The organism is Novosphingobium sp., from assembly GCF_965229225.1.
Taxonomy (GTDB): domain Bacteria; phylum Pseudomonadota; class Alphaproteobacteria; order Sphingomonadales; family Sphingomonadaceae; genus Novosphingobium.
On the sequence record NZ_OZ245867.1, the window covers coordinates 2241903 to 2256724 of the forward strand.

The following is a 14822-nucleotide window of genomic DNA, read 5'->3' on the forward strand; positions in this document are numbered from 1 at the left end:
GGCGGACGGCGACTTGCATGTCGTTGTGATAAATCCGCTCAGCTTTCACTGAAATCGGAGCGCATTGGTCTGCCAGCCTTGGCATCGATATTGTCTGCAGCGCGCTGAATGCATAACTTTGCCACCAGTGGTTTCGAACAGATCTGCATAAATGACCGGGCAGGCACCGGTGACCGACCTCGATAACACCGCTTTCGGCGAGACTGTTAACCAATCAGGTTATCCATCCGATCGCGCAGAAATCATGGTCAAAGCGGCCCTACCGGGGCTTAGGAAGGGAGCCGGCTGCGGCTGGCATGGGCACCAGACCGTAAACTCCTGAATTTTGCCGTCCGGTTGCCGCGAAGGCGTGGTTTATGCGTTTGCGGCCTGATCGGCACGAAGGACGATTGGCCTGCCACACGGCGAGGCGCGATTTCCCGGCCCTGCCGATATGGTCGGACGAACCGTTGCGCTTTGTCGCCACATGGTTATCCCTTGGCCCTCCAGTCGTTCGTCGGGGCTTCACTTGCACAGAAACCTAATTGCCGCCGTCGTTGTTTCGGCGCTTGCCTCCACGTCTGCACGCGCGGCTGACAAGGTCCTGATCGCCCCTGTACCCGCCTGGGTGACGCAGGCCCCGCCCGTGCTAAAGGCCGACAGCGCCGTGCGCTTCGATGAGCAGGTGCAGGTCGATGGTGACACCACCACCGTCTATATCGACACCATGCGCCAGGCCTCGAGCCCGGAAGCCCTGTTGCAAATGGGCACGCTGACCTTGCCTTGGCAACCGGACCACGGCGACCTCACGCTGCACAAGCTGGAAATCATCCGCGGCGATTCTGTGATCGATGCACTCGGCAAGGGCGAAGGCATCACCGTGATCCGGCGCGAGGCGGGGCTGGAGCGGCTGATGGTCGATGGCCAGCTCACGGCGGTCAAGCACATCGAAGGCCTGCGCGTGGGCGACGTGCTGCGCATGGTGTTCAGCATTTCAGAGCGCGACACCGCGCTGGCGGGCCACGTGCAGGATGGCCTCGTGCTGCTGCCCGCGCCGCTCAAGGTCGGCTTTGGCCGGGCGCGGCTGGTGTGGCGGACGGCCAGCCCGCTGACGGTGAAGTCGCTGGCGCCGGGGGTCACGCCCACGCCGAAACCCGTCGATGCGACCTGGACTGAAATCGTGGTGCCGCTGCCGGTGGCAAAGCTGCCCGATGTCCCCAAAAATGCACCGAGCCGGTTCACGCCGGTGCCCTTGCTGCAGTTCACCAGCTTCCCTGACTGGGCCGCGGTCGCCAAAGTCATGGCGCCGCTTTATGCGGTGAAGGGCACGATCCCGGCAGACTCTGACCTTGCCGCACGAGTCGATGCGATTGCCAAGCGATCCGCCGATCCGGTCACCCGCATGGCCGATGCGCTGCGGCTGGTGCAGGACGAGGTGCGCTATGAACTGATCGCGATGGGCAACGGCAACTATGTGCCGCAGGCCCCCGCCGATACCTGGGCAAAGCGCTATGGCGATTGCAAGGCCAAGACGCTGCTGCTCCTCGCAGTGCTCGATCGGCTGGGGATCAAGGCCGAGCCGGTGATGGCGAACAGCAAGCGCGGTGATGCGGTGCCGGACATGGTGCCCGCCGCGCTCGCGTTCGACCATGTCTTCGTCCACGCCAAGGTGGGTGAGGAGGACTTCTGGCTCGACGGCACGATGCTGGGTTCGCGCCTCGCCGATATTCGCGATGTGCCCCGCTATGGCACGGTGCTGCCGATGGGTGGCACGATCGAAGGCAGCAAGCCCGCGCTGTTCGCGCTGCCGCTGCGCGCGCATACCCGGCCCGATATCGAAGCGGACCTTGCCTACGACATGGCCGCCGGGCCGCACCTTGCCACGCCCTATCACCTGACACTGCGCTACAACGGCACGTACGCCGCTGCCTACAAGGTCGATCCGGGCCCGAATTACGACGAGAAACTCACGAGCTTTGCCGAAAAGGCGGCCACCAACTGGATCGGCGACACGTTCGTCGGCAAGCCGCGCTCGACCTGGGATGCCGAGGCGGGCGTGTGGACGCTGGACTTCGACGGTATTGCCTATCCGGACTGGAAGTACCGCGACGGGCACTATGCGCTCGCGGTGCCGCCGAGCCTCAAGGTCACCTACGACGCCCCGCGCGACCGGGCGGCATGGCGCGCGATCCCGGCGCTGATTAGCGAGCCATGGCATGCACGGCTGCGCACAACGTGGAACCTGCCCGATGCGGGCAAGGGCGTGACGCTGAGCGGCGGCGATCCCGGCAGCCTCGAACTGCCCGCCGCCACCTGGCAGCGCCGCCTTGCACTCGCCGGAGGCACGCTTTCTGAGGAAATCGTCTCGCGCGAAAGCGGAGCCGAAATCGCGCCCGAAAAGGCGAGCAGCACCGCCAAGGCGATTTCCGATGCGATGGAGCGCACCGCGCGCCTCTCGCTCGATCCCTCCTACCCGAAGTGGTGGGATGATGTGGCGCGGCGCAAGGGCAGCCCCGCCCTCGCCAAAGTGCGTGCCATCCTCGATGCGCGCATTGCCGACAAGCCCGACGACGCGACGCGCCTGACCGACCGTGCCTGGTTCGAACGGACGCTGTTCAACTGGGCCGCAGCCGAAGCCGACTATACCCGCGCCATCGCGCTCGATGCCTCGGCAGACCGCTATCTCAAGCGTTCGGGCCTGCGCAGCAAGATCGGCAATCGTGCCGGTTCGCTCGCTGATACGCAGGCCGCCTATGATCTCGAGCAGGGCAATGCCGATGCCCGCAGCAGCCTTGCCTACGATCTGATCGAGGCTGGCAAGGTGGACGACGGGCTCGACCTGCTGCCCACCGACCTCGACATCGCCACCGACGACGGCCTCTCGAACTTCCTCGAAAAGGTCGACCGGCTCGAACAGGCCGACCGGCATGACGAGGCACTCGCCATGCTCGACGAAGCACTGGAAAAGCGCGGCTCGTCAGCCAAGCTGCGCAATGCGCGCTGCTGGTATCTGGGCCTCAGGAACACCGCGCTCGATACCGCGCTCACCGATTGCAACAAGGCGATCGAGCTCGATTCCGACCCGGCGATGTACATGGACAGCCGCGCGCTGGTGCACTTCCGCGCGGGCCGCCTGAAGGAAGCCATGGCGGACTACGAAGCGGCGCTGGCAGCAGAACCGGAGCAGACCGCCTCGCTCTTCATGGCCGGAATCGTGGCGGACCGCATGGGCGACAAGGCCAAGGCGGCGGCGCTAAGCAAGGCGGCGAAGACGGTGTTCCCGGATGTGGGGCACTTCTACGCCCACTTCGGGATCAAGCCTTAAGGGGGTCCGGAAAGCACGGTCCTTGCCCGGAAGCGCTGTTTTGGCTGCATGGTATGCTAGGGAGAAGCCATGGTCCGGATCTCGGTTCACGATGCCAAGGCGCAGCTATCCCGCCTGATCGCCGACGTGCTCGCGGGCCGAGAGGTGGTAACCACACGGCGCAATGTGGCGGTGGTGCGGCTGGTACCAATAGCCTCACGCGGGCGTCGGCAGTTCGGCGCGCTCAAGGGCCGGATCGCGATGGATGCCCGGTTTGACGAGCCGCTGCCCGAGGACGAACTGAGCGATTGGCAGCCCGGTTAAAGATACCAATAGACTGATCTGCCAATAGACTGATCTGGCAGCCGGGGCAGCATACGCTGCCCCCCCGCCGCTTACTTGACCAGTTCGACTTCCTCGAAGCTCAGTTCCACCGGCGTCGCGCGGCCGAAGATCGAGACGGCGACCTTGACGCGCTGCTTCTCGAAATCGAGCTCTTCCACGGTGCCGTTGAACGAGGCGAACGGGCCGGCGTTGACCTTGACCGAATCGCCGATCTCGTAATCGACCAGCACCTGCTTGCGCGGCTCGGCAGCGGCGGCTTCGCGCGCGCCGAAGTAGCGGGCGGCTTCCTTGTCGGAAATCGGCTGCGGCTTGTTGTTGTTGCCGAGGAACCCGGTGACCTTGGGGGTGTTCTTCACAAGGTGATAGATGTCGTCGTTCATCGCCAGCTTGGCGAGGACGTAGCCGGGCATGAACTTGCGTTCGACCTGGACCTTCTTGCCACGCTTCACCTCGGTGACGGTTTCGGTGGGCACTTCGACCGCTTCGACCAGCTGCGAGAGCCCGATGCGCTCGGCTTCGGAGAGGATCGCATCCTTCACCTTGCTCTCGAAACCGGAATAGGCGTGGATGATGTACCAGCGGGCCATGTGCAGTCCTTGCGTGAATCTACTGAGAGTAAAGCTGATCAGGCGAGCGTCAGCAGCGAGCGCACGATCAGGCTGAAGATCGAATCGATGCCGAGGAAGAACACCGCGAGGATGAGCATCATGATGCCGACGAAGATCGCGGTCGTGGTCGTCTCGGCGCGGGTCGGCCAGATCACCTTGCGCGCTTCGGCGCGGACCTGGTTGATGAATTCGCCGGGGCTGAGCTTTGCCATCACGTGTTCCTGCCAATCACTTCAACTTGGGGCCGCACGTCCATCGCACGGGCTTCCACGGCTTCCGGCTAGGCCTCATCGCCGCCCCGGACAGGTCCGGGAGGGGCAGGCGAAGTTTCCGATGTCGGAAGAAGCCGGCATTTAGGCGCTGGGGCGGCACTTGGCAAGAGGCCGGGGGCGCGGCGACGCGCTGGCAAACCTCCGGCTCCGGCAGGGGAGCGGCCTGCCAGCGCAGCCGGTCAGATCGTCTTCGTGTCGATCACGAAGCGATAGCGCACATCGCTCTTCAGCATGCGCGCATAGGCCGCCTCGATTTCTTCCATGCGAATCAGCTCGATGTCGGAAACCACGCCATGTTCGGCGCAGAAATCGAGCATTTCCTGCGTTTCAGCGATACCGCCGATCAGCGAGCCGGCGATGCTGCGGCGGCGGGTCAGCAGGTGGAACAGCGTGGGCATCGGATGCGGCTTTTCCGGTCCGCCCACCATCACCATCGTCCCGTCGCGCGTCAGCGTCAGGAGGTAGGGATCGAGATCGTGGCTGTGCGAGACAGTATTGATGATGAGATCAAGGCTTTCGCGCGCGGCCTTCATTTCCGCCTTGTCGGTCGAGACCACGACATGGTGCGCGCCGAGATCGAGAATCGCCTGCCGCTTGGCGGGATTGGTGGTGAAGCCGGTCACTTCGGCGCCGAGCGCGCGGCCAAGCTTGATGCCCATATGGCCAAGGCCGCCGATACCGACCACGCCGACGCGCTTGCCCGGTCCGGCATTCCAGTGGCGCAGCGGCGACCAGGTGGTGATTCCGGCACAGAGCAGCGGTGCAACGGCCGCGAGCTGCTCCTTCGGATGCCGGATCGCTAGCACATAGGCCTGATCGACCACGATCGCTTGCGAGTATCCGCCGAGCGTGTGGCCCGGCGCATCGGGCGTTGGCGAATTGTAGGTGCCGGTCATCCCGCTCGCGCAGAACTGCTCCAGCCCCTCGCCGCAGGCCGCGCAAGTGCGGCAGCTATCGACGATGCAACCGACGCCGACGGTATCGCCGGGCGCGAATCGCGTCACTGCACTGCCGGTGGCGCTGACCGTGCCAACGATCTCGTGGCCCGGCACGCAGGGAAACATCGTGCCGCCCCATTCGCCGCGCACGGTGTGCAGATCGGAATGGCACACACCGCAATAGGCGATCTCGATCACCACATCGTTCGGGCCGGCCTCCCGGCGTTCGATCGCGAAGGGCCCGAGCGGCTGGTCGGCGGCCGCTGCGGCATAGGCTTTGACGGTCATGGCTGGGTGCTTTCGGCAGGAGTGGTGATTTGTCGGCGCACCATGGCAGGCGGCGGCACAAGGGACAAACTCACGAAAGTGGGAACCGGCGCCGAGCCCTTACTGCGGAATCTATCCGCAGGACTTGGCAGGAGTGGAGGGACTCGAACCCACGGCCCTCGGTTTTGGAGACCGATGCTCTACCAACTGAGCTACACTCCTGTGCCGGAGAAGCGCCCTTAGTGGGTTGACGCGGCCAGCGCAACCAAAGAAGATTCGACCAAAGATGTCCCGTCACGACACCTCGATCATTCCGCCCGAACTTTTGCTTCAGGCTTATCGCGCCGGCATTTTTCCGATGTCGGACAGCCGCGATGACCCTGAAGTCTATTGGGTCGAGCCGCGGATGCGCGCGATCCTGCCGCTGGACGGGTTTCACGTGTCGCACAGTCTTGCGCGCACCTTGCGCCGTGGCCGGTTCCGCGTGACCTGCAACGAGGCCTTCGACGCCGTGATCGATGCCTGCGCTGCGCCGCGTGTCGATGCAGAGGACAGCTGGATCAGCCTGCGCATCGCAACAAGCTACCGCGAGCTGCACCGCCACGGGCATGCCCATTCGATCGAAACCTGGCAAGAAGGTCCGGGCGGCACCGAAGTGCTCGTCGGCGGGCTCTACGGAGTCGGGTTTGGCCGGGTGTTCTGCGGCGAAAGCATGTTCAGCCGCACCAGCGATGCTTCAAAGGTGGCGCTGGCGTGGCTCGTCGCGGCGCTGCGCCGGGCGGGGGCACAATTGCTCGATTGCCAGTTCACCACGCCGCACCTTGCTTCACTGGGTGCGGTGGAGATCACGCAGGCGCGCTACCTCGAAATGCTGCAGGCTGCGCTGGCACCGGGCCCGGGCGCTCAGGCCGGCGGCGAATCGTTTGCCGGGGCATCGTCCGGTACGGCGGGCGCAGCCGGCGTGGCGGTGGTGGCGGGCTGCTTGCCGACCGGCTTTGCCGCGCTGCTCGTCGATGCGGCGGCGGCGGGGCTTTCCTCCTCGCCGGGGAACTTCATCGCGCAGTCCTTGACCCAAACATCATAGACCGGGTGTTCGACCACGTTGAGCGCGGGCGAATTCTTGAACAGCCAGCCCGAGAAAACCTTGTGCCAGGCGAGCTTGTCCTTCGTGGTGGCCCGCTCCTCGACGAAGAGCTGGACGAAAGCGCCGGTTTCGGGGGGATCCTCCCAGGGCGCTGTGCGTTCACAAGTGGCAAGCTTGATGATCGCATTGCCGATGCGTCGCGATTCGCCGGTCTTCAGCTCGATGATCTGGGTGATGTTGTTGCGTTTGTTGAGGAAGCCGAGTGTTGCCACGCGGTCCTTGACCGGTGTGCCGAATTCGCTTTCGACGACGCCGGATGCATCGGCTGCAGGGCCAGCCCCTTGCGTCGCCTCGCTCGGCGGTGGGGCCTCGGCGTTCTTGTTGCCGCTGCATGCCGCCAATCCGGATAGAACCACCGCCAGCAGAGCAGGCGTCAGCCGCAGCGGTGCGAAGCGGCGCATCAGCCCTCGGGCGACCAGGCTTCGTAGTCGCCCGTGGCGCGCGCGCGCTTGCCGCCGCGCTCAAGCGCACCCTGCGGGCGGTAGGCGGCAGAGGTGCCGGTGGCGTTGGGGGTGAACGGGACTTCCCAGATCCGGGGCGGCGGGAGGTTGCTTTCGGGCGTGCCGTCAAAATTGCCGTGCAGCCAGCCGTGCCATTCGGCGGGCACCCGGCTCGCGTCGTTCGCGCCGTTGTAGATCACCCAGCGGCGCTCGCTCCCGGCGAAGGGGTGGCCCTTGGGATAGGGCTTGCGCGCGCGGTAGTAGGTGTTGCCCTGCACGTCGGTGCCGACTTTCACGCCATTGCGCGCGCTGTCGAGCATGGTGCCGAAGGTGGCGCCGTCCCACCAGGTGAAGATCTTGCCGAGGATGCTCATGGGATGCGCGCTTAGCGTCTGACAGGGGGGCCATGCAAGCGCATCATCGCATAAGGGATTGCATTGCTGCCCTGTGTTCATAGTCTGCACGGCAAAGCCCCTTGCAACAGGATGGTCGCGTGGCGTGGGAGCATATCGAGATTGCCCGGTTCGGCGGGCCAGATGTCCTTGAACTTGTGCGCGAGGATGCGCTGCCTGTACCCGGTCCGGGCGAAGTGCGCATCAAGGTGCTGGCGGCGGGAACCGGCTTTACCGACGCGTTCATCCGCATGGGCCGCTATCCGGATTTCAAGGGACCGCTGCCCTTCACGCCGGGCTATGATCTGGTCGGTACGGTCGATGCGCTGGGCGAAGGCGTCACCCGCCCGGCGCTGGGCGAGATGGTGGCCGATCTCACCGTGGTTGGCGGTTACACGCAATATGCTGTGCGGCCGGCGGCCTCGTTGGTGCCGGTGCCGGAGGGTATCGATCCGGCGGAAGCGGTCTGCCTCCCGCTGGCCTACATGACTGCGTATCAGATGCTGGCGCGCGCTGCGGCGATCCAGTCGGGCGCGACCATCCTCGTCGTCGGCGCGTCAGGGTCGGTCGGCACGGCGCTGCTCGATCTGGCGCGGGCGATGCGGCTGCGCGCGATCGGCACATGCTCCGCTGCGAACCTGGGCGTGGTTGAAAGCTACGGCGCGCAGGCGATCGATTACCGCGCCGGGGACTTCGCCGAGGCCGTGAAGCGTGCGACCGGCGGGCGGGGGGTCGATGCGGTGTTCGATGCGATCGGCGGCGCACATTTCAAGCGCTCGTTCAGCACGTTGGCGAAGGGCGGCGTGCTGGTCGGCTATGGTTCGCAGACCATGGCGACAGGCGGGGAGAGCCTGATCGCCGCCGGGCTCGGCCTCGCCCGCCTCAAGCTTTGGTCGGTGCTCAGCCCGCTGCTCGGCGGCCGCCGCGCGGTGTGGTATTCGATCACCGACAGGCGCAAGGCGCATCCCGGGCAATTCGCCGACGATCTGACCAAGCTGCTGGGCTGTCTGAAGGAAGGCCGCATCCGTCCAGTCGTCGCAGACCGGTTGCCGCTATCCGCCGCCGCCGATGTGCACCGGAGGATCGAAAAGGGCGGGCTTGGCGGAAAGGTCGTGCTGCTGCCCTGGGGCTAGGGTCCAAACTCAATCAGGGCGCGTTCGAGGTTTGCGGCAAAACGGCTCAGTGCAAGGAGGAACGGCGCAGGGATATGTCGATATCTCAAGCCTTTCCGACGCAGCAATGGGCCGTTTTGCCGCAAACCCCTCCGGGGCGCCCAAATGGCTTCCATCTCGGCCAAAGCGGCCCTTGCAAGGGCAGCCAGCCTTCGCGGCGGGCCGCTTCGGCCGATATGTTCGCCATTTGGGCGCCTCGAACGCGCCCTGATTGAGTTTGGACCCTAGGACCTACCAGTTGACGGTATCGCCCGCCTTCAACCCGATCTGCGCGGCCCGCCCGCCGTTAAGCTCCAGCACGCCCGCCGCAGCGCCAACCGAAGGAAGCGGCGAGAGATCATAGGGCACCGCGTTGGCAGCGATGTTGAGCACCTTGTGGTCCGCGCCGATGAAGATGATGTCGAGCGGGATCACCGTGTTCTTCATCCAGAACGCGCTGGGCCGGGGCGGATTCATCGGGAAGATCATCCCCTCGTCCGCGCCCATCACGGTGCGGAACATCAGGCCGCGCTCCTGCTCGCCCGGCGTGGCGGCCACTTCAACCTTGAACACGTGCGCGCCGCTGGCGGTCGACACGGTCAGCGGCACCACGGTGAGGCCGGAGACAGGGTGGACCGAAAGCTGTGCGGCTGGCGCATTGGTGGCCGTCCCCTGCGCACTCGTCGATCCCGCGCCGAGCGGCGAGCAACCGACTGCCGCAATCAGCAGCGCAAGGCTCGCGGCCCTATTCCAGAGCGTCTTCGGCCAGATCGCCTTATTCATGTTCTTCGGCCCATTCTTCGAGGTCACTGAGGTCCCGCGCATCCATCACCCGGCGCACATGGTCAAGCCCGTGCCCGGCGCGAAGGTAGGCCGCGAGGTGCTTGCGGCGCATGGCAGGATCAAGGCAGGGTTCACCTGAATAAGGCCAGAACCGCTTGCGCCGGGCAAAGGCGAGCACGGCATGGCGTCGCTCGGTCTCGTTGCCGCGCGCGGCGGCGCGCAAGGGCTCGGCAATGCCATCGTGGTTCAGCGTATCGTCGATCCGCCGCGCGCCATAGCCGCGCCGGCGCAGGCTCTCGCCCTTCGCGGCCGAGAAAGCGGCATCATCGACATAGCGGCGTTCCGTCATCCGCGTCACGAGCGCTGCAATATCGGGCGGGCTTTCTTCCGCCCAGCCGCGCTCGCGCAGTTTGCGGCGCAGATAGTCCGCAAGCCGCCCCGAACTCGTCGCGAAGCGCGCCACATACGTCAGCGCAAGCGCATCGAGGGCAGCCTGATCGAGCGGCGGAGGCGGGGTTTTCTGCCGTCTCCCCCCGGCTCGGCCCGACGCGCGCACGGAACTAGTAAACGCCATGCCACATTCGTGCCACAGTCCCGCGTAAATGGGAACGTCCCGCAATCGTCTGCGGAGGCAGAACAGCCCGGTTGGGCCCCTATCGCATTCAACCCAGAACCATAACGGGGTAACGCATGACTGTCCTGGACGCCGCCGCCAAGGCCGCGCTGGTTCCGACGCCCAACGACGATGGGCGTCCGCGTCGGTTCGCCGATTTCACCACTTTCTGCGAGGCGCTGGACTTCGCCGCCGAGGGGCCTTGCGGCCTCAATTTCCACGATGCGCGTGGAACGCTGGTGCGCGTCTATCCCTATGCCGAGCTGCGCGCCGATGCGCTCGTCGCCGCGCGTCGCCTCATCGCGATGGGCGTGCAGCCGGGCGACCGGATTGCCCTGATCGCCGAGACCGGCGCAGACTTCGCCGCGCTGTTCTGCGGCGCGATGTATGCGGGTGCCTGGCCGGTGCCGCTGCCGCTACCCACCAGCTTCGGCGGCAAGGAAAACTACATCGACCAGCTCGCGGTGCAGATCACCAGTTCCGATCCCGCGATGCTGCTCTACCCCGACGAGATCGCAGCGATCTGCGCCGCTGCGGCAGAGCGCTGCGGCTGCAAGGGCCTGACCTGGCAGGAATTCGCCGCCGCGGCAGCGCCGGCCGAGACCGAACTGCCGACGCCCGATCCGGACGCGATTTCCTACCTCCAGTATTCGAGCGGCTCGACCCGCTTCCCCCACGGCGTTGCCGTTACCCACCGCGCGCTGCTGGCGAACCTTGCGGGCCATTCGCATGGCATGGAGTTCCAACCGGGCGACCGCGCGATCAGCTGGCTGCCGTGGTATCATGACATGGGTCTGGTCGGCTGCTTCCTTTCGCTGATCGCCAACCAGGTTTCCGCCGATTACCTCAAGACCGAGGATTTCGCGCGCCGTCCGCTGGCGTGGCTCGATCTGATCAGCCGCAACAAGGGCACCTCGATGTCCTACTCGCCCACCTTCGGGTATGACATCTGCGCGCGCCGCATCTCCAGCCAGAGCAACGTGGCCGAACGCTTCGACCTTTCGCGCTGGCGGATTGCAGGCAACGGCGCGGACATGATCCGGCCCGACGTGATGCAGAGCTTCGTCAACGCCTTTGCCGATGCCGGTTTCAAGGCGAGCGCCTTCCTGCCCAGCTACGGCCTTGCCGAGGCAACGCTGGCCGTCACGCTCATGCCACCGGGCGAAGGGATCCGGGTCGAGCTGGTCGAGGAAGAGCGGCTGTCGGGTACCCCGCGCGACCTTTCGCGGCCCGCGCGCTACCGCGCGATCGTCAACTGCGGCAAGCCCGTGCGCGGCATGGACGTGGAAGTGCGCGGCGAGCATGGCGAGGCCCTTGCCCATCACCACATCGGCAAGGTGTGGTGCCGGGGCAGCTCGGTCATGCACTCCTATTTCCGCGATCCCGAAGCGACCGAAGCCTGCATGGTGGGCGGCTGGCTCGATACCGGCGACATGGGCTACCTCAACGAAGAGGGCTACCTGTTCATCGTCGGCCGGGCGAAGGACATGATCATCATCAACGGCAAGAACCACTGGCCGCAGGATATCGAATGGGCGGTGGAGCAATTGCCCGGCTTCCATCAGGGCGATATCGCCGCCTTCTCGGTCGAGACCGAAAACGGGGAGGAAACCCCGGCGGTACTCGTTCACTGCCGTGTGTCCGATCCGGAAGAGCGCGTGAAGCTGCGCGACGCGATCCGCGAGAAGGTGCGTTCGATCACCGGCATGAACTGCGTGATCGAACTCGTGCCGCCGCGCACGCTGCCGCGCACCAGTTCGGGCAAGCTGAGCCGCGCCAAGGCGAAGAAGCTTTACCTCACCGGTGAGATCGAGCCGTACAGCCTGGCGGCTTGAGCGCGCCCGCCTCGCCCGCAGCGGACCGTCTGATCTTCATCTACAACGCCAATGGCGGGCTGGTGCAGATGGCGCTGGATTCGCTGCACAAGACCCTCTCGCCATCGACGTACCCGTGCAGCCTCTGTGCGGTGACCTACGGTTCGCTGCGGATGGACCCGAAGTGGCGGAAGTGGCTCGCGGGGCTGCCGATGCCGGCGGTGTTCCAGCACAAGGATGACACGCCGCACAAGGGCATCCCGCTTCCGGCAGTCCTGCGCGAACGCGGCGGCAAGGTCGAAGTCCTGATCGACGCACCGACGCTCGACGGCCTCGGCACGCTCGATGCTCTGATTGCGGAGATGGAAGCGCGCCTCGCCTGAAACGTGCGCCGGTCAACCGACCAGCTTTTCGCCCTTTTCGCGCACCGCGCTTTCGATCATCCGCCGCGCGAAACCGGCGCCTGCGGGAATCTCGACCTCGAAATCCAGCGAGGCTTCGGCAATCGCCGCACTGCAGGGGATCGTGTAGCCCATCGCGCTGACGACCACGTCCAGCGTGTCTTCATCCACCCAGCTGGTTTCGACCGTGGCGAGGCCGCCGAGCATGCCCTGCGCCTTGTCCTCCGCATCACCCAGCCGGGCGGCCATGCGGCGGCGCAGTTCATCCTTGCCGAGGGTGTGGGGGATCGAGACGCGCATCAGACGTCAGCCTTGGGCGCAGCAAGCTGCAGGGCGGCCTGATCGAGCTCGCCCCCGTACTTGTAATCGAGGAAGCGCCCGCGCACGGCGAGGGCATCGAGATCGCCCGCTGCCAGCTGGCGCGTGACCGCATCGATCTCCTGGCTGATCTTGCCGAGCCCGTCGGTGAGCTGCTGATCGGCGTTGCGCCCGTCGCGCTGTTCGCGGCGCAGGCCCGCCGGAATGCGGCGATAGCTTTCGACCATGCCGGGCAGATGTTCGCCCACCAGCTTGCGCACTTCAGTGACGGCGGGTTCAGCCGGATCGACACCTTCGAGCTGCAGACCGAGGCCATCGAGCTGCACGCCGATCTGGTCGATCAGGTTCACCGCAGGCGCAGGCAGCGCCGGGCGCTGGGCTTCGAGCCAGAGTTCGGTACGCGCGACCATGGTGCGGACGTCGCCCTTGTTCAGCGCCGTGAGATCCGGCACCTTGAGCTTGGGAAACGTGCCGAGCACCGCCAGCGCGGCGACGATGGCCAGGAAGGTCACCACGATCCCGGTGAAACCGATGCCGTTGATCACCAGCCCCGTCACAAACGCGCCGAGCAGGATTGCCATGACCGCAAACGCCATGCGCGCGGCCTTGCGCGCCAGGTGAAGCCGCTTCAGTTCTGCCGAACGCCGCCCGATCGAACGACCACCGACCCGGCGCCCGCCCGCCTGCTGGCGTTGCAGGCTGGCGCGCGCTTCGGATAGGATCCGGCTGCTCTCGCTCGCGCTTTCCGCCATGAGTGGGTCAGCCCTCCAGGCTCAGCAGCGGTGAGGTGGCGTCTCCTGCGAGCTTCGCTTGCGCCTGCCCCTCGGCGCGCGCGATATAGCCCTTGGACTTCTCGACCTCGCCCGAAAGCGTATCGACCGTCTGCTTCATCGCATCGAGCGCCTTGAGCTTGAACGTGTCGATGGTGTCCATCGTCTCGTAGATATTCTGGAACGCGCGCTGCAACGTCTCCAGCGGGATCGTGCTGGAGGCCGCCATCTCGTGGATCTTGCCGGTCTGTTCGCGCAGCAGCTTGCCAGTGGAATCGATGATGTTCGCCGTCGTCGTGTTGAGCGCGGTGATCTGCGAGAGAACGAGGCGCTGGTTGGTCATCGCCTGCGCAACGGTGACGGCGGTGCGCAGCGCGGCGACCGTGGTCGTGCCCGCGCGGTCCACGCCCTTCACCAGCTCGACATTGTTCTTCTTCACCAGATCGAGTGCGAGATAGCCCTGCACCGTGACCGCCATCTGGGTGAGCAGGTCCTGCGTGCGCTGGCGGGTATAGAACAGCGCGCTTTCGCGGATCGCCTTGGCCTTGGCGGGATCGGTGTGATCAAGATCGGCAGCAGCATCTTCCAGCTTCTGATCGAGCACCTTGGAGATGTGGATCATCTGCTCGAGATTGCCCATCGCTTCCCACAGCTTGCCGCGCTCCACGTCGATCGCGGCGTTGTCCATGAGGAGCTCGTCCTTGCCCGAGGCGAGCCGATCGAGGATCGCCTTGATGTGGCCTTGCGAGGACTGGTAGCTATCGAAATAGGTCTTCAGCTTGTTGCCGAAGGGGATGATGCCGAGGATCTTGCGCGGGCCTGAAAGCTTGCCCTGCCGGCCGGGATCAAGCTCCTCCACCGTGCGGCGCAGCGCGGCGAGATCGGCGCCCACGCCGCCATCCTTGTCCATCGCGCGCACTGGGCGATCCAGAAACCGGTTCGACATGCCCGCCGCCTGCGCAATTTCCTTGCGGCCCATGTTGGAGAGCTGATCGACGCGCTTGCCGAATTCGGGGCTCGCCGCATCCTGCGCGACGAGATCGGCGACGAACGCCTCCGCGCGCGCTTCGAGCTTGGACCTGGTATCGTCGCTCACCGGCACGAGTCCTGCCGCCTGCGTTGGCGCGACCACCGGCACGGGATCGGGCGGAGTCAGCGTGATCGGGGAAACGGTATCGGTCGAGTTGCTGGCCATGGCGTCGTGTCTCACTCCCGCCCCCGGGATAGTCGGCGGGCGCTTGTGCTGGCAATGTGGCGTGCCGATCGCCGGTTCGCAAGCTGTA

General features: G+C 65.6%; 15 protein-coding genes, 1 tRNA gene and 1 pseudogene. 6 read left to right on the plus strand and 11 right to left on the minus strand.

Annotation, left to right across the window (positions count from 1 at the left end; all coding sequences use genetic code 11):
- Positions 1–508: 508 nt before the first annotated feature.
- Together ACO06X_RS10295 and ACO06X_RS10300 are read left to right on the plus strand one after the other, a co-directional pair.
- Positions 509–3304 (plus strand): DUF3857 domain-containing protein, encoded by a 2796-nt coding sequence (locus ACO06X_RS10295; protein WP_421839818.1) that lies wholly within the window; start codon positions 509–511, stop codon positions 3302–3304.
- Positions 3305–3373: 69 nt separating this feature from the next.
- A complete protein-coding gene (locus tag ACO06X_RS10300) occupies positions 3374–3607 on the plus strand; it encodes a type II toxin-antitoxin system Phd/YefM family antitoxin (protein ID WP_421839819.1) in 234 nt (77 codons plus the stop codon).
- A gap of 71 nt (positions 3608–3678) precedes the next feature.
- Here ACO06X_RS10300 and nusG read toward each other — a convergent pair whose 3' ends face one another.
- From nusG to ACO06X_RS10320, 4 genes are all read right to left on the minus strand, one after another.
- Entirely contained in the window at positions 3679–4215 is a 537-nt protein-coding gene (gene nusG, locus ACO06X_RS10305) for a transcription termination/antitermination protein NusG (RefSeq protein ID WP_298168695.1), read from the minus strand.
- Positions 4216–4253: 38 nt separating this feature from the next.
- Complete coding sequence (gene secE, locus ACO06X_RS10310; RefSeq protein ID WP_298168698.1) at positions 4254–4448, minus strand: preprotein translocase subunit SecE; 195 nt, start codon at positions 4446–4448, stop codon at positions 4254–4256.
- Positions 4449–4687: 239 nt separating this feature from the next.
- A complete protein-coding gene (locus tag ACO06X_RS10315; protein ID WP_421839820.1) occupies positions 4688–5734 on the minus strand; it encodes an NAD(P)-dependent alcohol dehydrogenase in 1047 nt (348 codons plus the stop codon).
- Between the two features lie 125 nt (positions 5735–5859).
- A tRNA-Trp gene (locus ACO06X_RS10320) sits at positions 5860–5935 on the minus strand.
- Positions 5936–5999: 64 nt separating this feature from the next.
- Here ACO06X_RS10320 and aat point away from each other — a divergent pair.
- Positions 6000–6797 carry a leucyl/phenylalanyl-tRNA--protein transferase gene (gene aat / locus ACO06X_RS10325; protein ID WP_421839821.1) on the plus strand — a complete coding sequence of 266 codons (798 nt, stop codon included), beginning with the start codon at positions 6000–6002 and terminating at the stop codon, positions 6795–6797.
- 35 nt (positions 6798–6832) lie between these two features.
- Here aat and ACO06X_RS10330 read toward each other — a convergent pair.
- Both ACO06X_RS10330 and ACO06X_RS10335 read right to left on the minus strand, forming a co-directional pair.
- Positions 6833–7258 (minus strand): annotated as a pseudogene (locus tag ACO06X_RS10330) (DUF2155 domain-containing protein); the annotation flags it as partial.
- Positions 7258–7671: an NADH:ubiquinone oxidoreductase subunit NDUFA12 gene (locus tag ACO06X_RS10335; protein WP_421839822.1), complete on the minus strand. Its 414-nt coding sequence runs from the start codon at positions 7669–7671 to the stop codon at positions 7258–7260. The gene ACO06X_RS10335 and the pseudogene ACO06X_RS10330, both read right to left, overlap by 1 nt.
- A 101-nt stretch (positions 7672–7772) precedes the next feature.
- Here ACO06X_RS10335 and ACO06X_RS10340 point away from each other — a divergent pair, with 101 nt between their 5' ends.
- Complete coding sequence (locus tag ACO06X_RS10340; protein ID WP_421839823.1) at positions 7773–8822, plus strand: medium chain dehydrogenase/reductase family protein; 1050 nt, start codon at positions 7773–7775, stop codon at positions 8820–8822.
- A 270-nt stretch (positions 8823–9092) separates the two neighbouring features.
- On the opposite strand, the gene ACO06X_RS10345 is transcribed toward ACO06X_RS10340, so the two are convergent.
- Both ACO06X_RS10345 and ACO06X_RS10350 read right to left on the minus strand, forming a co-directional pair.
- On the minus strand, positions 9093–9623 hold the full coding sequence (locus ACO06X_RS10345; RefSeq protein ID WP_421839824.1) for a DUF192 domain-containing protein: 531 nt from the start codon (positions 9621–9623) through the stop codon (positions 9093–9095).
- Positions 9616–10197 (minus strand): regulatory protein RecX, encoded by a 582-nt coding sequence (locus ACO06X_RS10350; protein WP_421839825.1) that lies wholly within the window; start codon positions 10195–10197, stop codon positions 9616–9618. The genes ACO06X_RS10345 and ACO06X_RS10350 overlap by 8 nt, the downstream gene beginning before the upstream one ends.
- 116 nt (positions 10198–10313) lie before the next feature.
- Between ACO06X_RS10350 and ACO06X_RS10355 the strand changes: the two genes are divergently transcribed.
- Complete coding sequence (locus tag ACO06X_RS10355; RefSeq protein ID WP_421839826.1) at positions 10314–12071, plus strand: fatty acyl-AMP ligase; 1758 nt, start codon at positions 10314–10316, stop codon at positions 12069–12071.
- Positions 12068–12433 carry a hypothetical protein gene (locus ACO06X_RS10360; protein WP_421839827.1) on the plus strand — a complete coding sequence of 122 codons (366 nt, stop codon included), beginning with the start codon at positions 12068–12070 and terminating at the stop codon, positions 12431–12433. The genes ACO06X_RS10355 and ACO06X_RS10360 overlap by 4 nt, the downstream gene beginning before the upstream one ends.
- Before the next feature lie 12 nt (positions 12434–12445).
- Here ACO06X_RS10360 and ACO06X_RS10365 read toward each other — a convergent pair whose 3' ends face one another.
- Genes ACO06X_RS10365 through ACO06X_RS10375 form a run of 3 tightly spaced genes read right to left on the minus strand, consistent with a single transcriptional unit; the run spans position 12446 to position 14734 of the window.
- Positions 12446–12751: a hypothetical protein gene (locus tag ACO06X_RS10365; RefSeq protein WP_421836228.1), complete on the minus strand. Its 306-nt coding sequence runs from the start codon at positions 12749–12751 to the stop codon at positions 12446–12448.
- Positions 12751–13521 carry a hypothetical protein gene (locus ACO06X_RS10370; RefSeq protein ID WP_421836229.1) on the minus strand — a complete coding sequence of 257 codons (771 nt, stop codon included), beginning with the start codon at positions 13519–13521 and terminating at the stop codon, positions 12751–12753. The genes ACO06X_RS10365 and ACO06X_RS10370 overlap by 1 nt, the downstream gene beginning before the upstream one ends.
- Positions 13522–13528: 7 nt before the next feature.
- Positions 13529–14734, minus strand: coding sequence for a toxic anion resistance protein (locus tag ACO06X_RS10375; protein WP_421836230.1), 1206 nt, complete (start codon positions 14732–14734; stop codon positions 13529–13531).
- Positions 14735–14822 lie beyond the last annotated feature (88 nt).

What these genes read in the sequence shown, in the direction of transcription:
- ACO06X_RS10300 (WP_421839819.1), top strand. Translation starts at nt 3,374, where the DNA reads ATGGTCCGGATCTCGGTTCACGATGCCAAGGCGCAGCTATCCCGCCTG.
- nusG (WP_298168695.1), bottom strand. Translation starts at nt 4,215, where the DNA reads ATGGCCCGCTGGTACATCATCCACGCCTATTCCGGTTTCGAGAGCAAG.
- secE (WP_298168698.1), bottom strand. Translation starts at nt 4,448, where the DNA reads ATGGCAAAGCTCAGCCCCGGCGAATTCATCAACCAGGTCCGCGCCGAA.
- ACO06X_RS10315 (WP_421839820.1), bottom strand. Translation starts at nt 5,734, where the DNA reads ATGACCGTCAAAGCCTATGCCGCAGCGGCCGCCGACCAGCCGCTCGGG.
- aat (WP_421839821.1), top strand. Translation starts at nt 6,000, where the DNA reads ATGTCCCGTCACGACACCTCGATCATTCCGCCCGAACTTTTGCTTCAG.
- ACO06X_RS10335 (WP_421839822.1), bottom strand. Translation starts at nt 7,671, where the DNA reads ATGAGCATCCTCGGCAAGATCTTCACCTGGTGGGACGGCGCCACCTTC.
- ACO06X_RS10345 (WP_421839824.1), bottom strand. Translation starts at nt 9,623, where the DNA reads ATGAATAAGGCGATCTGGCCGAAGACGCTCTGGAATAGGGCCGCGAGC.
- ACO06X_RS10350 (WP_421839825.1), bottom strand. Translation starts at nt 10,197, where the DNA reads ATGGCGTTTACTAGTTCCGTGCGCGCGTCGGGCCGAGCCGGGGGGAGA.
- ACO06X_RS10355 (WP_421839826.1), top strand. Translation starts at nt 10,314, where the DNA reads ATGACTGTCCTGGACGCCGCCGCCAAGGCCGCGCTGGTTCCGACGCCC.
- ACO06X_RS10365 (WP_421836228.1), bottom strand. Translation starts at nt 12,751, where the DNA reads ATGCGCGTCTCGATCCCCCACACCCTCGGCAAGGATGAACTGCGCCGC.
- ACO06X_RS10370 (WP_421836229.1), bottom strand. Translation starts at nt 13,521, where the DNA reads ATGGCGGAAAGCGCGAGCGAGAGCAGCCGGATCCTATCCGAAGCGCGC.
- ACO06X_RS10375 (WP_421836230.1), bottom strand. Translation starts at nt 14,734, where the DNA reads ATGGCCAGCAACTCGACCGATACCGTTTCCCCGATCACGCTGACTCCG.